The organism is Erwinia persicina NBRC 102418, assembly GCF_001571305.1.
GTDB lineage: Bacteria > Pseudomonadota > Gammaproteobacteria > Enterobacterales > Enterobacteriaceae > Erwinia > Erwinia persicina.
The window spans coordinates 1-17,584 of sequence record NZ_BCTN01000037.1; the positions used below are offsets into that span (position 1 = coordinate 1).

At 55.1% G+C, this 17,584-nt stretch carries 13 protein-coding genes; all 13 read left to right on the top strand.

Annotation, left to right across the window (positions count from 1 at the left end; translation table 11 throughout):
• Positions 1-2,333: type VI secretion system Vgr family protein (locus tag EPE01S_RS22040; protein WP_062749463.1), on the top strand; the 2,333-nt coding region annotated here is incomplete at its 5' end.
• Between the two features lies 1 nt (position 2,334).
• The gene (locus EPE01S_RS22045; RefSeq protein ID WP_062749465.1) at positions 2,335-3,864 is read left to right on the top strand and encodes a lipase family alpha/beta hydrolase; all 1,530 of its coding nucleotides are present in this window, start codon (positions 2,335-2,337) and stop codon (positions 3,862-3,864) included.
• 107 nt (positions 3,865-3,971) lie between these two features.
• Positions 3,972-4,955, top strand: coding sequence for a Tli4 family immunity protein (locus tag EPE01S_RS22050; RefSeq protein WP_062749467.1), 984 nt, complete (start codon positions 3,972-3,974; stop codon positions 4,953-4,955).
• 560 nt (positions 4,956-5,515) lie between these two features.
• A complete protein-coding gene (locus EPE01S_RS23150; protein ID WP_373279696.1) occupies positions 5,516-5,776 on the top strand; it encodes a PAAR domain-containing protein in 261 nt (86 codons plus the stop codon).
• A 2-nt stretch (positions 5,777-5,778) separates the two neighbouring features.
• Positions 5,779-6,894: a KPHS_23130 family T6SS system protein gene (locus EPE01S_RS22055; protein ID WP_062749469.1), complete on the top strand. Its 1,116-nt coding sequence runs from the start codon at positions 5,779-5,781 to the stop codon at positions 6,892-6,894.
• A 338-nt stretch (positions 6,895-7,232) separates the two neighbouring features.
• Positions 7,233-10,334: an ImcF-related family protein gene (locus tag EPE01S_RS22060; RefSeq protein ID WP_255210176.1), complete on the top strand. Its 3,102-nt coding sequence runs from the start codon at positions 7,233-7,235 to the stop codon at positions 10,332-10,334.
• Positions 10,334-11,929 (top strand): type VI secretion system protein TssA, encoded by a 1,596-nt coding sequence (gene tssA / locus EPE01S_RS22065; RefSeq protein ID WP_062749473.1) that lies wholly within the window; start codon positions 10,334-10,336, stop codon positions 11,927-11,929. Before EPE01S_RS22060 ends, tssA begins: the two co-directional genes overlap by 1 nt.
• 20 nt (positions 11,930-11,949) lie before the next feature.
• Positions 11,950-13,713: a type VI secretion system baseplate subunit TssF gene (gene tssF, locus EPE01S_RS22070; protein WP_062749475.1), complete on the top strand. Its 1,764-nt coding sequence runs from the start codon at positions 11,950-11,952 to the stop codon at positions 13,711-13,713.
• Positions 13,668-14,771: a type VI secretion system baseplate subunit TssG gene (gene tssG, locus EPE01S_RS22075; RefSeq protein WP_062749478.1), complete on the top strand. Its 1,104-nt coding sequence runs from the start codon at positions 13,668-13,670 to the stop codon at positions 14,769-14,771. The genes tssF and tssG overlap by 46 nt, the downstream gene beginning before the upstream one ends.
• The gene (gene tssJ, locus EPE01S_RS22080) at positions 14,752-15,288 is read left to right on the top strand and encodes a type VI secretion system lipoprotein TssJ (RefSeq protein ID WP_174522440.1); all 537 of its coding nucleotides are present in this window, start codon (positions 14,752-14,754) and stop codon (positions 15,286-15,288) included. Before tssG ends, tssJ begins: the two co-directional genes overlap by 20 nt.
• Positions 15,288-15,743: a type VI secretion system baseplate subunit TssE gene (gene tssE, locus EPE01S_RS22085; protein ID WP_062749482.1), complete on the top strand. Its 456-nt coding sequence runs from the start codon at positions 15,288-15,290 to the stop codon at positions 15,741-15,743. The genes tssJ and tssE overlap by 1 nt, the downstream gene beginning before the upstream one ends.
• A gap of 39 nt (positions 15,744-15,782) precedes the next feature.
• Positions 15,783-17,135 (top strand): VasL domain-containing protein, encoded by a 1,353-nt coding sequence (locus EPE01S_RS22090; RefSeq protein ID WP_062749484.1) that lies wholly within the window; start codon positions 15,783-15,785, stop codon positions 17,133-17,135.
• A gap of 67 nt (positions 17,136-17,202) precedes the next feature.
• Complete coding sequence (locus EPE01S_RS22095) at positions 17,203-17,556, top strand: hypothetical protein (RefSeq protein WP_062749485.1); 354 nt, start codon at positions 17,203-17,205, stop codon at positions 17,554-17,556.
• Positions 17,557-17,584 lie beyond the last annotated feature (28 nt).

Sequence of the window (17,584 nt, forward strand, 5' to 3'; positions counted from 1 at the left end):
AGCTGCTGACCAGGCCTGCCACGCTGACCATGGGAACCGGGCCACTGATGGGGCTGACCGGGCAGAAAGTGGTTCATGGCGTGGTAACGCATTTTAAGCGTATCAGCGGTTCACGTGACCAGGCGACGTACCAGATTATTATTGAGCCGTTCCTGTCTCTGCTGCGCAGGCAATTCCGTACCCACCGCTTTTTCGTCAACAAGTCGGTACCGGAAGTGGTCACCGAAGTCTTGCAGGAACACGGCCTGAAAGGCTGGGAGTACGAGTTTACTCTCAAAGCTGACTATCCGAAGCGTGAACAGATTAACCAGTACAAGGAAGACGACCTCGCGTTCATTGAGCGTCTGCTGGCCGAGGTGGGGATTTTCTATTTCTTCACCCTGCAGCCCGACACGCAGACTGAGGTGGTGAACTTTGCTGACAAACAGAGTGCCTGGACGTTCGGTAAATCTCTGCCACTCAGCAGCCCGTCGGGAATGAGTGATAATGCAGCGGACTCGGTATGGGACGTTAACGTCCGACAGAACGTGGTTGAGCGCTCTGTCACCGCCAGTGATTACAATCACCGTGAAGCCCAGAATGTGCTGACCTCTGTGCCAGCGGACATGACCCGTGGCGACGGTGACGGTGTTACCTATGGGGATGTGTACCATTATCGCCCGCGTCATCTTGAACGTGGTGACAAAATCACTCCCTCAGCAGAAACCGGTAACTTCTGGGCGCGCCTGGAGCACGAGCGTTTTCTGTCAGGACAGACGACTATAAGCGGGTGCAGTAATGATGCCCTGCTTTCCCCGGCCCAGGTGCTGACCATCAGTGAGAGTGTGGTACTGCCAACGCTACCAACAGAAACGGAGAACGGCATAATCATTACCCGCACGGGCTATATCGCCAGCCGTAAGAATGCTCTGTCAGTGACGTGGGAAGGGATGCCTTACTACGAGAACCGATGCTGGCGTCCTGCTGCTAAAAGGCGTCCGGTGGTCAGCGGCACCCTGACGGCGCGTGTGACCAGCGCCAAGGATAACGACATCTATGCCTGGCAGGATGCCTCAGGTATGTACCGGGTAAAATTCGATGCCGACCGCGACGACAGGCGTCAGGGCATGGAAAGCATGCCGGTACGCTTCGCCAAACCTTACGGTGGTGACAAGTACGGCTTCCACTTCCCGCTGATACAGGGTACTGAAGTGGCCATTGCCTTCCACGAAGGTGACCCGGACCGGCCGTATATCGCCCACGCGCTGCATGATTCCCGCCACGTTGACCACGTCACTGAAGCCAACAGTACGCGCAATGTTATCCGCACAGCTGGCCTGAACAAGCTGCGGATGGAAGACAAGCGCGGCGAAGAGCATATCAAGCTCAGTACGGAGTATGGCGGTAAGACCCAACTTAATTTAGGGCACAACGTCGATGCTTCTCGCACTCTTCGTGGCGAAGGTGTTGAGTTGCGTACTGACCGATACGTTTCTATCCGGGGTGGAGCCGGGGTGTTTATCACTGCAGATAAACAGCCTTCAGCTAAGGGAATGATGCTGGATATGGCTGCAGCTCTGAGCCAGTTGCAACAGGCTCAGAGCCTGGCGGAGTCGTTAAGCAGCGCAGCCGATATAGCAAAGGCAGAGCTGGCAGATCTACAGACGCAGAAAACCTTACTGAGCAACGCGCTAAGGGATCTCCAAAAATCAGCTTTACTTCTGTCTGCCCCGGAAGGGATTGCCCACGTGACGCCGAAAACCCTGCAACTATCCGCTGGAGAAAATATCACGGCGACCAGTGGCGGCAATACCGATTTTAGCATTCTGAAGAAACTGACGGTCGCAGCGGGAGAACGAATTAGTCTGTATGCCCAGAAGCTGGGGATCAAATTGTTTGCTGGTAAAGGGCAAGTGCAGATTCAGGCGCAAAGCGATGAGATGACGCTAGATGCTCTGAAGGATATTCGTATCAGCAGCAGTGGAGGCAAAGTGATTATTCGTGCTGAGCAGGATATTTTACTGGTGGGTAGCGGTGGTGCTTATCTGCGAATAGGCAATGGTGAAGTTGAAAGTGGCGCCCCGGACAAGATTATCCAGCGGGCGGCAGTATGGCAGAAGTTTGGCGGGCAGAGTGCCAGCGAGATGGCACAAAAGTGGGATAAGGCCGATTTTGCTTATACCCCTAAAGCTGTCCATCTCTATGATAATGCGGCATTGTCTGGTCAAACACTGCACATGCAAGCTGAAGATGCAGCCAGCAAAATCGTATCAACAGCTGAAGATGGTAAGAGTGTTGTACTGAAGCAAGCTGATGTGGTGACTAACAGAATGCGGTTTAAGGACGAAAAATAAAATGACGGGAGCAGCGGAAAACGAAGTAGTGATTTTGCCCGAATATGATGAAAATGGGCGGGCATTTTACACCCTGCCGAATGCCAGAGCAGAGGATAATCTGGTGGTTGTCTGTCCTAAAGTTGCGGAGAAAGTGATCCCGATAATTTTCCTGCCGGGCGTAATGGGATCGAACCTGAAAAAGGCCGGCTCAGATAAGAAAGTCTGGCATGCCGATCTGTATGAGGGGATTGATGCGCTGGCATGGACGGTTAAAGCGAAAAAAGAAAGGAAAGAATTGTTAGATCCTACGACTACCGAAGTGGATCTAACCGGTAAGGTACTTTATAGCGACCTCGAAGGAAAAATGTTTCCCAGCAGAGAGGAACGCGGCTGGGGCAGTGCACTTTACAAGAGTTATGGCGAACCACTCCATACCCTGCAATGCATGCTGAATGACGGTCATATTCTGCTTGATAACCTGGTTAATGGCACCCACAGACGCACTCCCCGACAGTGGCTTATTGGTGAGGACTTAGGTGCAGAAAAAGGCGAAGAAGCGCTGACAGAAGATGAGGTCAGGCAGAGTTATGATTTTTTATTTCCCTTGCATGTCTTTGGTTATAACTGGCTTCAGTCAAATGCGGAGTCTGCCAAGCATCTTGACCGCTATATCAGCCAGGTGTTGAGCACCTATCACGGCAGGCTTGCCGTCAGTAAAGTGATCCTGATCACGCACTCCATGGGCGGCCTGGTCGCCCGGCAATATTCAGAAAACATGAACGGCAGGGAAAATATCCTTGGCATTGTGCATGGTGTCATGCCGGATCTGGGGTCTCCCGCAGCGTACCGGCGTATGAAAACGGGAGAACGGGGCATCGTCGGGGCGGTTATTGGTGCTGACGCGGCCAATCTGATGCCGGTGCTGGCCCAGTCGCCCGGCCCGTTGCAGCTGCTGCCGGGTAAGGCCTACGGGACGAGATGGCTGAAAATTCATAGCAGTACAGAGAGTGTAAATAAACCGGAGTCCGACCCTTATACGGAAATTTATCTTAATAAACATGACTGGTGGCGACTGTGTGAGAAAGAGCTGCTTCTGGATGATACAGCTAAAGAATGGGAGAAATATCAGGACAGGATAAAAAATGATATCAAAAAATTTATCGAAAAATTAAAGAGTAAATATCATCCCAATACGTACGCATTTTACGGCGCCAGTAAAAATCACCCCTCCGACGATCATCTGATATGGCAGCAGATCCCGGCACCAAGGCCGGTGTTTGGCGTACCGCTGGAATTGCCCTCCTACCGTCATGTACAGGGGAGTACGCTTGAACTGATCTCCTCCGGCAGTCCGGGCGACGGCACCGTGCCGGTCCGTGCGGGGCGTATCTCATTTTCCGGTATTCGTTCGCTGCTGGCCACTGAAGTGGATCATGAGGGGGCCTATGCCGTGGGAGATCTCAGCACTGAAAACGGCCTTTCTGTCGCAATTAAGTTCACGTTACGGTCGATTATAAAAATGGTCAGGGAGGTGACGCCATGCGGGTAAGGCATTTATGGCTTGGATTGTTTGCCGTTACGCTGGCGTTATCCACAGCGTACTGGTTATTAACCCGCGCGTGGCCGGTATCGCCACTGACTGCAGAGGAAAAACAGATGACGTATACGCTTTTTGAGCAGACGAAACCGCAGTGCCTTGGTCGCTACATTTTTGATGTCCCCGTTTCTTTTAATAATACTCTGGCGGACCAGGTGAAAATTAATGACGTCAGTATTTCCAGCAGTCGGTTATATCGTCCGGCATTTGAACAGCGTATTCGCTTGCGTGAGCAGGAGTTAAAAAACAGCCACACAGTTGACCCTGAAGATCAGCCTTTTCTGAAACAGGTGTACCGCATAAATGAAAATACGGTCATTTTTGATCGTAATATAAACGAAAGTGTTCCTGGCTTCGGGCGTATTCTTGAGGGACATTTATATAATAATGGCGTGGCATTTATAGTGACATCGAAAATCAGGGATGTATCCGATCCAAAATATCAGCAGGACAGAAGTGAATATTTGAACAGTGGAATGAAGGAAAGCTCTCTGAATAACAAACCTCAGAAGCTGGCAGAAATCCAAGGCCTGCTTTCAAGACTGAAGGGAAGAGCAAACAACGAAGTGCCCACTCTGCCAGGAGTCTGTATTCCAGAGGGTTTTATAAGCGATGCTAATATTAAGTCGGATGAAAAGATTAGCATGTTGTACCGTCATGGCGATTTTGAACTGATAGTAAACAGCAACAGCACCATTGGAAAGGGCGAGACGCTAATGGAGCGGGGTGACGAAATAACTCCGCTGATGATCAGGATTGGGGCGCACACGCTCAGAAAAGGGCCGGTTAACCTTCCTGGGATAAATGCAGAAGAGTGGCTGATTAAAGCGAATCAGGATATCTATCGGCCAGAGGATAAAAATGTTCCTTATTATAATTTTACGCTTTATGGAAATGAAAAAGTTGCTGATGATAATCACCCGGTTTTTTCAGTAGAATTAGATAACTCTGGCCATGAGATGAAGAGCTATACGGATCCACAGCTGGTTGATATATGGGACAGAATAATCCGGACATTCAGATACAGACCAAATGCATTCTGAAAAATCATACACTTCTCGCTGAGAGCGAAGTATAACTATTTGTAATTATTTCTATAAATTTTAAGGGCGCAGGCCTTAAAAAACTCTTATGGAACTGATAGTGTGTCTATTTAAAGCTGCATTTCAGTTGCGATGATAAATGGTGCTTTCAATAAATATTTAGGAGTAATAGTAAGCAATGTTTAATGAGCTGGAAGTATTTCTTACATGGATATCAATGTTAGGGCTGGGTTTCTCTTTTTCAGCCCTTAGAGATCGAAAAAATCCCGCTCAGATCCGGGCGTTGGGATGTGTTTTTCTCCCTCTCTCAGCATGGCTTTTTTTTGTTTTATTAGGTGATGGCGCGCTAAGGTTTTATTAATTAAAATTCGCATGGAGTTTTCAAATGAAGTATTTTAACTCATCTGTCTATATAGAATATAATCAGTATTAATTTTTCATGGTGTTATTTTTAGTGCATTTAACTCATTTTTTTAATATGAGATGTGATCGTTCTGTGAGTTATAATTATTTAAGCTTCTAATTACCCCGTAATAGACTTAATGAATAAGGAATATATTATGTCGGCACTGGCTTGTCTGGGGGATGCCACTACGCATGGTGGTAAAATAATTTCAGCTTCATCTTCCCTATATGTTAACGGCATCCAGGTGGCACTGGTTGGCGACCTGGTCTCCTGCCCTGAGCACGGTACCAATCGAATAACCGAAGGAGATCCCACTGCTTATGAAAATGGTGTGTCCGTTGTGGTTGATCATTGTCTCTGTGAATGTGGTTGCCGGATTATCGGCTCACATACCGACTGTGCTATTGAGTCCTGATTATGTCATGGCCTATCCCCAAAATACCCACAAAGACGGTGGTAACCCAACCGGATTACAGACGCTGGGTCATTATTTTGTTGGTTATGACAATGGCAGGGACCTTACTCGCGGTTTTTCCGGGGAAAGCGACAAGTTACGGTCAGGCTCTAGTGTATGGCATGTTACCTGCAACATTACTCTGGTTGTGTTTTTTTGGTCTGGCATTTCATCGCTATGAACAGTCTGTCAATGCTGCCCTGCTATGGAATGAAGAAACAGCGAGAACCAAGCAACAATGGCAGCGTTGGAGCAGAAAACAACAGATTGTGGTGGGGAATGTCGTACTGACCCCGGAGAAAAAAGGCGTTGGTGCATTGCTGGGAAATCCTGACGATATACCTGCATACCCTGAAAAAGCACGTCCCCTTTTTGCTCATTTATCTGGTCTGCGTGAACGTTTAAAATTTATCGATCGAGAAATTGAAAAGCAATGTCCAGGCTACCGCCATCACCTCAGTAAAATAGTGATCCAGTACCAGGAAAAATATCAGAAAGAAACGATAGAACAGACTGTTTATCAACAATGGGAGCTGCGCCCGGAATATGCAGGTTCACCAGAATTATTTTGTGCTGATGATGAAAAAGAATTGACCGGTTTGGGCCTTTTACTTTGTCTACAAGACTGGACAGGGAGTCAGGCTGAAAAATACAGTGAATTCATCACCGCACAATTAATCACCTCTGAGCGTTTCGCCAGCCAGAATGCACTTCCTATTATCGCTGGCGTGGGAAGGAGTCTGTCTTCTGACTCCCTGACCGGGGCGCTGGATAAGCTATCTGAATATAACCGACTGGAAAAAGAGCCGATACGTTACCTCTGGTTATCGGGTATGGATGCTGATGAGCGTACACGGCTAGTTCAACACGCTACATCAAAACAATGGCCTCTGTCGGAAAGACGCCCTCTAATCTCCCTTGAACACTCATTCGGGCCACCCGGCCCGTTGATGTTTCCGGTGGTAGTTTCCCTTTTGGCTGATGCAGCAAAGCATACTGGCGAAATGCAGTTATATATTTCCCGAAATGAGAAAAATATGTATTCACTTTGTCTGATAACCCGGGAGTTATTTTCATGACAACGGAAGTGTCATTGCCAAAATCTCGTTATGGTATTGTTGGTTATATTATTCTCATCATAGGTCTGGCAGGGATAACTGCTTTTCTGCTATTTGTCTGGCAGGGTGAGCTTGCTTCCTGGAAAATAACAAAATATACAGCGTGGACTCTTTGGGGATGTATTTTCTCTTTTTTACTGATTCTGGCTGTTGCCTTTTATTTCCTGCAACGCAACCACTATAAAAAGGAGCAGACTCTGTACCGACCGGAAAATGTTCTCAGCCATGGCAAAAAACAAAATTTGCAGACGACTCCTGTCGCCACTCATTTTCCATCCGTTGCTGAGATCCGTGACGCCATGCGTAACCTCTACGGTCGGCGTTGGGGACGTAAAGTTCGCATCCTGCTGATAACCGGTACTGCCGCTGAAGTGGAGCAACTGACGCCAGGTCTTACAGGTCAGCTCTGGCAGGAAGATCGCGGCACGCTGTTGCTGTGGGGCGGTGACCTCAATACGCCCGCAGACAGTGCCTGGCTGATCGCGCTGCGCAAGCTGCGCCGTCGTCCGGTGGATGGGCTGGTGTGGGTCACTTCAGCATTTGATCAGCTATCTGCGCCAGGGCTGGAACCGCCGCTGCCGGTGCCGTCTGAAAGCACCATGGATTCCCTGTCGCACGCCATCAGCGCGCGTATGGAAACGCTTGGCTGGAAGCTCCCGCTGTACGTCTGGTCCCTGCATCTGCGCGCCGGTCAGCCGGAAGGGCGCATTACCCAGGCTACCGGCTGTCTGTTACCTACCGGTTGTCGTACCGAAGGGCTGGCAGAACAACTCTCCGCCCTGACGCCGGATTTGACTTCACAGGGGCTGCAGCAGGCCTGTGGTGAAGTGAAACATAACTTCCTGCTGATGCTTGCCGACCAGCTCATTCGTGAGCCGGAAAGCGTGACCGCACCGCTGTCGGTGATGCTCAATCCGTACCGCCCGCTGCCGCTGGCTGGCGTGGTGTTCAGTCAGCTCTCAGCGGGTGCCGAACGCGCCGTGCCGCACCACTGGGGCATGGATAAACACTGGGATGTCCTGCCAGAGTCGGTCCGGATGCTGCCTGCCGCACTGCGCCCTGTTAAGCCGGGCATTCCCTGGCGCAAGGTGTTTGCGTCGGTTATCGCCCTGGCGATGGTGGGCTGGGCTGCATGGATGAGCATCGCGTATGTCACCAACCGCAGTCAGATTGACGCTGCGAATGCCCGGGCTGCAATGGCTTCGCGACAAAATCAGCCGCTGGAGCAGCGTCTGCACGCGCTGTCGGAACTGCAGAAAACACTGGCTCGTCTGCAGTACCGTTCTGAACACGGTATTCCGTGGTACGAAAAGGCCGGTCTGAGCCAGAATAATGCCCTGCTGGCGGCACTGTGGCCGCGTTATCAGGACAGCGCACTGCCGCTGTTGCGGGATGCGGCCGCAGACCACCTGCAGAAGCAGGTCAGCGCCTTTAACGCGCTGCCGCCGGGTAGCCCGCTGCGTGAGCAGATGGCAAAACACACCTGGGAGCAGCTCAAACTCTACCTGATGCTGGCGCGTCCGGAACATATGGATGCAGGCTGGTTCAGTACCGCGTTGCTGCATGACTGGCCGAAGCGTGATGGCGTGAAAGACAGTATCTGGCAGGGGCTGGCCCCGTCACTGCTGTCGTTCTATGGCGCGCAGCTGGCTGCGCACCCGGTGTGGAAGCTCCGTGCCGATGAAAATATGGTCAGCCAGGCGCGCTCCCTGCTGGTTCGCCTGATGGGCGTACGTAACAGCGAATCGACCCTGTACCAGAAGATGCTCTCTCAGGTGGCGCATCTGTATGCCGATATGCGCCTTGAAGACATGACCGGCGATACCGACGCATCCCGCCTGTTCAGCACCACCGAAATTGTTCCGGGGATGTTTACACTTCAGGCCTGGACGCAGGCGGTGCAGCCCGCCATCGGGAAGGTGGTGAAGGCGCGCCGGGACGAGCTCGACTGGGTGCTCACCGACAGTAAGCATCAGGTGAACAGGCAGGATGAAATCTCCCCGGAAGCGCTGAAAAAGCGCCTGACGGAGCGCTACTTCGCTGACTTTGGCGGTGCCTGGCTGGAATTCCTGAACAGCCTGCGCTGGAGTCAGGCGGCCACGCTGTCGGACTCTATTGACCAGTTGACCCTGATGGCCGACGTGCGCCAGTCGCCTCTGGTGGCGCTGATGAACACCCTGAATGTGCAGGGGCGCACCGGGCAAACCGGAGAAGCCATTTCGGATTCCCTGGTGAAATCGGCCAAAAACCTGCTCGGCGGTGATAACAAGGATGCCATTGACCAGAGTGCCGGTGCCCATGGGCCGCTGGATGCGACCTTTGGTCCGGTGCTGGCGCTGATGGACAGGAACCGCGCGGGAGCACAGGAGCAGAGTCTGCAGTCGTATCTGACGCGTGTCACCCAGGTGCGTCTGCGCCTGCAGCAGGTGACCAATGCCGCCGACCCGCAGGCCATGACCCAGACCATTGCCCGGACCGTATTCCAGGGCAAGGCTGTGGATCTGACCGAAACCCGCGACTACGGCAGCCTCATTGCCGCCGGTCTGGGTCAGGAGTGGAGCGGCTTTGGCCACACGGTGTTTGTGAACCCGATGGAGCAGGCCTGGCAGCAGGTGCTGACCCCGGCGGCCAGCAGCCTCAACGCCCAGTGGCAGCAGGCGGTGGTGGCCGAGTGGAACAGTGCCTTCGGTGGCCGCTATCCGTTCAGCAACTCCAGCAGTGATGTTTCCCTGCCGCTGCTGGCTAAATATCTCAACGCCGATTCCGGGCGTATCGCGCAGTTCCTGCAGACCCGCCTCAAGGGCGTGCTGCAAAAAGAAGGTAACCACTGGGTACCGGACAGTATCAACTCGCAGGGGCTGGCCTTTAACCCGGCGTTCCTCAACGCTATCAATACCCTGAGTCAACTCTCGGATGTGGCCTTCACCGAAGGCAATGCCGGCATGAATTTCGAGCTGCGTCCGGGCACGGCCAATGGCGTGATGCAGACCGACATGATTATCGACAGCCAGAAGCTGTCCTATGTGAACCAGCTCCCGGCGTGGAAGCGTTTCACCTGGCCTGCAGATACGGAAGCCCCGGGAGCAAACCTGAGCTGGATAAGCACGCAGGCGGGCACCCGCCAGTACGCCGATATTCCGGGTGCCTGGGGCTGGATCAGACTGCTCGATAAAGCCACCGTCAGCGCTTACCCGGGTATCGGCAGCAGTTACAGCCTGAGCTGGAAAGCCCAGGACGGCCGCAAACTCAATTACACCCTGCGTACCGAAGCGGGAGAAGGCCCGCTGGCACTGCTGAAGCTGCGTCATTTCCGCCTGCCGGAAACCATCTTCAGCACCACCGGTATTGCACCATCAGACCAGATTGCCCGTGCTGGCAATGTTGCAGAGGAGGTTTACTGATGAGTACCCTGAACGTCTTACTCAGCGCCTGCCAGACCGAACCGGAATCACTGCTTGCCACTACCCGTGAACGCGTGGCGCAGTGGGATAACTGGCTGCAGCCGCTGTCCGGTTTATCGCCCGCCGGCGAGGATCCTGGCTATGACGATGACTTCCAGCAGATGCGCGAGGAGGTCAATAAACTCTCAGGCGCGGATACCGAACTCGTCTGCCGGCTGGCAGAGAAGCTGCTGACCACCACCGCGAAAGACATCCGCGTGGCAACGTACTACTGCTGGGCGAAACTGCACCGCGAAGGTGAACAGGGGCTGGCCGAAGGGCTTGAACTGCTGGCCGGGCTGCTGGAACGCTTTGGTACAAAGCTGCATCCACAGCGTAACCGCAGCCGTAAGGCGGCACTGGAATGGCTGGCAGGGTCGCGCATGACCGACTCGCTTTCCCTGTACCCGGAAGTGGTCAGGATCGATGCGATGCGTACTACCGGGGCGCTGCTGCTGATCGCCGGGCTGACCGAAAATGAGCCCGATGAAACCCGCCCGGAACTTAACGCGCTGTATGGGGCGCTGGAAAATCGTCTGCAGAAAGCCGGTGGTGTGGATGCGGTGGTACCGCAGAACGCCAGCACCGGCGAAACCCCCTCAACGGCCAGCCACAGCGATGCCCCGCTCATTGGGCGCATCACCTCTGGTCAGGATTTGCTGGCCCAGGGCCGCACGCTCACCGAATATCTGCGTGAGCAGCCGGACGGCTGGCTGTCAGCACACCATCTGATGAAAAGCCTGCGCCATGACACTCTGCGGGCCATCCCGGCCCCAGATGTTCAGGGGCGTACGCGCATCGAGCCGCCAAGGGCGGATCAGCGCGCGTTACTCAAACGCCTCTACCTGCAGCAGAACTGGGCTGAAATGCTGGAAACGGCCGACAGCACGTTTTCCCGCGGTGCCAATCACCTGTGGCTGGATTTGCAGTGGTATATCCATCATGCACTGACGAAATCAGGCCAGGAGACGCTGGCCGACATTATTACCGCTGACCTGAAAGGGCTGCTGTCGCGACTGTCCGGGCTGGAAACGCTGGCGTTCAGTGACGGAACGCCGTTTGCCGATGAAGTGACGCTGAATTGGATCCAGCAGAGCGTGCTGGGCACCGCAGGCGGTTGGGGCAACGACACCACATCCGCTCCGGTTAGCGCCGGCAACGAAGACATTCTGGCGCTGGAACCGGAAGCCGTGGCGCTGGCTGACAGTGAAGGCCCGGATGCCGCGCTGGGCTGGTTGCAGAACCGCCCGGGCGTCACGACGGCGCGACAGCAGTGGCTGCTGCGCCTGCTGATGGGGCGCATTGCCGAGCAGTACGGTAAAAATGAACTGGCGGTACACCTGTTTGCAGAGCTGGGTGAGCGGGCCAGTGAGGTGACCCTCTCAGCATGGGAGCCTGAGCTGTTGTTCGAGGTACAGGCCCGCCATCTGAAACTCCTGCGGCTGAAAGCCGGTCGCAGTGAGGCCGATAAGGCCCGCCTGACACCGGTAATGGACCAGTTACTTGCCGGGCTGATCGCCGTCGATCCTGCCCGTGCCGCCGTGCTTTGCGGTTAAATCCACAGGAACAGAAATAAATGGAAGATTTGACCCTGCGCTATTTCGATGCAGAAATGCGCTACCTGCGTGAAGCCGCGAAAGAGTTCGCACAAACCCATCCCGATCGTGCAGCGATGCTCGACCTGGATAAGGCTGGCACGCCCGATCCGTATGTCGAACGTTTGTTTGAAGGCTTTGCTTTCTCGATGGGGCGGCTGCGGGAGAAGATTGACGACGACCTGCCGGAGCTGACCGAAGGGCTGGTCAGTATGCTCTGGCCTCACTACCTGCGTACCATTCCGTCACTCTCTGTGGTGGCATTCACGCCCGCGCTTCAGGCCGTGAAGATGGCGGAAGTGATGCCCGCAGGTCTGGAGGTGTACTCCCGCCCGGTGGGGCCAAAAAACACGGTCTGCCGCTACCGCACCACCCGCGATGTGATGCTCAACCCGCTGAACATCTCCGGGGTGACCATGACCACCGAGCCTGACGGGCGTTCGCTGCTGAGGATGCGCTTTGCCTGCAGCACCCAGGCGGACTGGTCCCATGCTGACCTCAGTCATCTGAGTCTCTATCTCGGTGCGGATGCACCCGTCAGCAGTCAGTTGCACCTGATGCTGACCAGACGGCAGGCCGCCCTGTATATGCGCCTGCCCGGGCAGGCCGACCGCATTCGCCTTGACGGGTACTTCTCGCCGGGAGGATTTGCAGAGGAAGACGGTCTGTGGCCGAAAGGGGATACCGCCTTCAGCGGTTACCAACTGCTGCTGGAGTATTTTACCTTCCGCGACAAATTTATGTTTATCCACCTCAACGGTCTGGACGGGATCACGCCGCCTGCAGGAGCAGAGTACTTCGACATCGACGTCGTGTTCAGTACGCCATGGCCATCTGACCTGCCGGTCGCTGATGACGCGGTTCGTCTGCACTGTGTGCCGGTGATTAACCTGTTCACCCTGGAAGCGGACCCGCTCACCATCAGCGGGCTTGAAAGTGAGTATCTGCTGCGCCCCAAACGACTGCAGGACGGGCACACCGAAATTTATGCCGTGGATTCGGTCACCGGTTCAAACCGCACCAGTGATGCTGAATACGTGCCGTTCAGCAGCTTTCGTCACAAGGGCGGGATGATGCGACGTCAGGCACCGCCACGGTATTATCACACCCGCGTGAAACGCAGCGTCACCGGACTGTATGACACCTGGCTTATCCTCGGTGGCCACCAGTGGGAAGATGACCGCCTGTTTGAGCGCGAAGCCGTGTCGCTGCAAATCACCGGCACCAACGGTCAGTTACCGCGCCGGGCGCTGCAGAGCACGCTGCTCGACCGCTGTGAGCCGGTGGTACAGACACCGCTGTCGGTGAAAAACCTCTGTAAACCCACGCTGCCGGTTTACCCGCCTGCTGAAGACCGTTTCCACTGGCGCGTACTGAGCCACCTGGGATCCGGGTTCCTGAACATGATGAGCACCGCCGAAGTGCTGCGCGGAACGCTGGCGCTCTATAACTGGCAGGAAGATGAACTGAACACCCGACGTCTGGAGGCGATCCAGCATGTGGGGCACCACCGCCTGCAACGTTTTGAGCAGGGCTTCCTGCTGCGGGGGCTGGATATCGAAGTGACTCTCGACAGCAACGGCTTCACCGGCGAGGGGGATATTCACCTGTTTGGCGAAATGCTCAACCGGTTCTTTGCGCTGTATGCCGACATGAACCAGTTCAACCAGCTCACCCTCATCGTACAGCCAGAAGGAAAATGCATCCGGTGGAAAGAGAATCACAGTCCACGCCTGCCCGGCTGATGGAGCAATTGGGGAACCGGCTGGCGTACATGAACTTTTATCGCTTCTGCCAGCTGCTGGAGCAGAACCAGCCGGGTAAACCGGTTATCGGCAGCAGCTGGCAGGTACGTCATGAGCCGGTGCGTTTCCGGCCGCATCCGGGCATGGGCTTCCCGGCCTCCGAAATCAAAGGGATTGAACCGCCAGAGCATCCTCATTTGCCGCCGACGGTGCGTATCACCTTTATGGGGCTGTACGGCGTGGAGTCTCCGCTGCCGACGCACTATGTCAATGACATCACCCAGCGACGGGAAGGGTATGAGGCGACCGCCGGTTTCCTCGATATCTTCAACCACCGGCTGATTGCCCAGTACTACCGTATCTGGCGAAAATATTCCTACCCGGCGACCTTTGAAGAGGGTGGGGAGGACAAAACCTCGCAGTACCTGCTGGGGCTGGCCGGGCTTGGGATTGATGGCTGCACGGACAGTATCGCGGCCCCGGCTTCACGTTTTCTGGCACTGCTGCCGGTGATGCTGCTGCCGGGGCGGACGGCGGAAGGCATGGCCTCGCTGGTACGCCTGCTGGCACCTGGCACGCAGGTAAAAATCTGGCACCACGACAAACGCCGTGTGCCACTGAAAAAGCCGCTGACCATGAGTGTCAGCCAGCCCGTCACCCTGACAAACCGTCCGGTGATGGGCAACTATGCCACCGACGTGAACAGCCAGGTGCTGATGCGCCTGACAACCACTGACCCGGCTGAAGTGCAGGGCTGGCTGCCCGGTGGCGAATTGCACATGGATCTGATGGCGCTGCTGCATGTTTATCTTGGCTCCCGCCTCGATGTGCGGTTACAGCTGTGTGTTGACCGCAGTCTGCTGCCTGACGCGACCATGAGCAGTAAACCGCAGGCAGGCGCCGTGCAGCTGGGCCGCACTGCCGTGATGCGACCGCTGAATGCGGCTAAGACCGCATCGCACCCCAACACAATCACCATTAACCTGGGCCGCTATGAGCGGGTACAGGAAAATATTCACCGCAGGGAGACCGATGAAGATGGCGATTACCGCTGGTAGATTTCCTCTGGCTGCGCTGGCCGCCGGTATCACACTGATACTGGCTGGCTGTGGGCTGACTCAAAAAGTGACAGACGGCACTGTTGCTGTGACCCAATCGATTTTTTATAAGCAGGTAAAAACCCTCCACCTCGATATCCGCGCCCGCGAGGGGGTGAATAACAATGCACGTGGCCAGGCGCTGTCCACCGTCGTCAGGATCTACCAGTTGAAAGACAGGAAGGCGTTTGACAGCACGGATTATGCCTCGCTGTTTGCTACCGACAGCCAGGCGTTAAAGGCCGATTTGCTGACGGAAAAAGATATTCGCCTGCGTCCGGGGGAAGCGGTGACGGTGGATATGCCGATGGAAGCCAGCACCCGCTTTGTCGCGGTGGCCGCGATGTTTCTCACCCCCGATGGGAATAACAATAGCTGGCGTCTGGTGCTCAGTCGCGACGATCTGGACCCGGATGATGCCCGCCAGATTGAGCTGAACCAGCAGACGATAATGCTGCAACCCCTTAAGGACAAGTAATGCCTCACACCCATAACGCTCCCTCACTGTATGAAATGCTCTATGGCAACTTCAGCGGCGGGTTGGATCTGCACAACGTCAGCGAGGAAAACCAGGTGATCCTTTCGGTGCTCGATAACATGCAGCGCATCCTTAATTGCCGTGCCGGTTCGCTGGCGCATCTGCCCGACTATGGGCTGCCGGATATGACCAAAATCCTGCAGGGGATGCCCGGCACCGCACATCAGCTGATGACCACGCTGTCCGGCGTACTGCTGCGCTACGAGCCGCGCCTCAACAGCATCAGAGTGGATATGCTGCCGCAGACGATCCCCGGCGAGTTGCGCTATGCCATCGATGCCGAGCTGAAAGGCATCGGCCTCGTGCGCTACGGCACTGAATTTATGCCGGAGGGCAAAGTGCTGATCCGCCATATGAAACAGCAGCAGTACCTGGACCCGCGTGCTTCTCTTTAGCAGGCATCACTCTTTTCCGAACACTCTCTGAAGCTGCTTATGACAACATTATCTGAACGTTACCTGAAAACCGGCGGCGATCCCCGTACGCTGCCGGATTATGCCGCCCTGCGCGACGAACTGGGCAAACTCTCCCACCCGGCACGGCCGGATGTGAACTGGCATTTAGTTGAAAAACTCAGCCTGTCGTTATTTGAAAAAAACGGCGTTGAGCTGCAAACCGCAGCCTGGTTTACGCTGGCCAGAACGCAGCTGGTCGGGCTGGCGGGGCTGAATGAAGGACTGGCTATCCTCGAAGCCTTAATCTGCCACCAGTGGGGCAATCTGTGGCCACAGCCGGTCCATGCCCGCATTGAAATCCTCAGTGGGTTGAGCCGACGCCTGCAGCAGGGGCTGCGCACACAACCGGTCAGCTACAGCGACCTCAACCAGCTTTACCATGCAGAGCAGCAGCTCGGCCGTCTTAATGACAGTCTGCAACGCCTTGAGTTAAAGCATCTGAGTCAGTTCGACGCTCTGGCCACGCTGATGCACATCAGCGCGGTACGGCTGGAAAACAGCGATGCGTCAGCGGCGGTGTTACCGGCTGCGACGCAGAGCATGCCGGGTGCAGGCGCGGAGAGTGGGGCTGGCACGGCACAATGGGTGTATGTGGCGCAGACACCGCCCGCGCAAAAAGTTAATGTAGAAACGTCGTGGCCCGTCAGAGCCCGCTTCTGGAAACCTTTTATCGCGGGAGGCGCCGCCACGCTGGTGGTGGGGAGTGTCGCCCTGTGGGGCTGGCTGACCCTGCACCGACCGGATGTGCTGCTATCCCAGTTGAACGCATCCCTGTCGGCGCAGGCGTTACCGCTGTCAGATGAACAGCTAAACCATCTGAAGATGAATAATACGCTGCCGGACAAGCTTACGCCGCGCACGCAGCAACAGCTGTCGCGCCTGGTCTCTCTTGATCCGGACTGGACGCTCAATTACGGACAGCGGCTGGTGCATCAGGCACAGACGCTTAACCCGCAGGATCCCGCTACGGATAAAATGGCTACCGCGTGGCAACAGCAGATGAGTGCGTCGGCGCTACCGGCAGACACGATGGGAGGCTGGCAGGAGGGGATGGCGCAGCTGCAGCAGCTGACCGCCAGACTGAATGCCCTCGATGGCCAGCGCGGAAAATATATCACGGTGAGCGAGCTCAAGTTGGTGGTGTACGACGTGACTCAGGCGTTTAATCGCGCACTACCGGCTGAGGAACGTCTGCGTCGTTATGCCGCCAGCCCGTCTGAGACGGAACGACAGCAGGCTTTAATCGCGCTAGCGCAGTTACAGAAGCGCTATTTTTTGCTCAGGCAGGCGGCTGGATCACCAGGCGCACCGGACGTGACCTCTCAAAATTAGAGGGCTTCCCGTCACCGGCCGGGGCCTGATAAACTTCTGTTATCTTCTTACGGAAAGAGAGCGGGCCATGTCACTCAGTAAGAAAGCGATTAAAGAGCAGGACGATCGCTTGAGGGAGAAGTTAAAACGCTGGGATGACCTGGCCTTTATCCCGTTTATTGCCATTCCGCTCGCCCTTTATCTTACCCTGGGACGTACCCTGGCGATGCTTACCCCTTTGCTGTGGGTGATATACAGTGCAGCCTATCTCTGTCTGTTCCATCACCGGTTAAAAGGGTTTTCCACTGACGAACTGCGCAGCATCGCCACCGTGTGGAGAAATTACCCTTTCAGGGTGTTCTGCTGGCTGTTGCTAATCGCTGCCGGACTGTGCGTGGTTGCCGTAATCGTCCAGTATTTAAAAGCGGAATTTTTTTATTAAATAGCAGAGGTAAGGGCGGGTCTCAGGG

Excerpts from the sequence above, each read along its gene's own strand:
- EPE01S_RS22055 (WP_062749469.1), top strand. The coding sequence starts at position 5,779 with ATGTCATGGCCTATCCCCAAAATACCCACAAAGACGGTGGTAACCCAA.
- tssG (WP_062749478.1), top strand. The coding sequence starts at position 13,668 with ATGCATCCGGTGGAAAGAGAATCACAGTCCACGCCTGCCCGGCTGATG.
- EPE01S_RS23150 (WP_373279696.1), top strand. The coding sequence starts at position 5,516 with ATGTCGGCACTGGCTTGTCTGGGGGATGCCACTACGCATGGTGGTAAA.
- EPE01S_RS22050 (WP_062749467.1), top strand. The coding sequence starts at position 3,972 with ATGACGTATACGCTTTTTGAGCAGACGAAACCGCAGTGCCTTGGTCGC.
- tssA (WP_062749473.1), top strand. The coding sequence starts at position 10,334 with ATGAGTACCCTGAACGTCTTACTCAGCGCCTGCCAGACCGAACCGGAA.
- EPE01S_RS22090 (WP_062749484.1), top strand. The coding sequence starts at position 15,783 with ATGACAACATTATCTGAACGTTACCTGAAAACCGGCGGCGATCCCCGT.
- tssJ (WP_174522440.1), top strand. The coding sequence starts at position 14,752 with ATGGCGATTACCGCTGGTAGATTTCCTCTGGCTGCGCTGGCCGCCGGT.
- tssE (WP_062749482.1), top strand. The coding sequence starts at position 15,288 with ATGCCTCACACCCATAACGCTCCCTCACTGTATGAAATGCTCTATGGC.
- EPE01S_RS22095 (WP_062749485.1), top strand. The coding sequence starts at position 17,203 with ATGTCACTCAGTAAGAAAGCGATTAAAGAGCAGGACGATCGCTTGAGG.
- EPE01S_RS22060 (WP_255210176.1), top strand. The coding sequence starts at position 7,233 with ATGCGTAACCTCTACGGTCGGCGTTGGGGACGTAAAGTTCGCATCCTG.
- tssF (WP_062749475.1), top strand. The coding sequence starts at position 11,950 with ATGGAAGATTTGACCCTGCGCTATTTCGATGCAGAAATGCGCTACCTG.
- EPE01S_RS22045 (WP_062749465.1), top strand. The coding sequence starts at position 2,335 with ATGACGGGAGCAGCGGAAAACGAAGTAGTGATTTTGCCCGAATATGAT.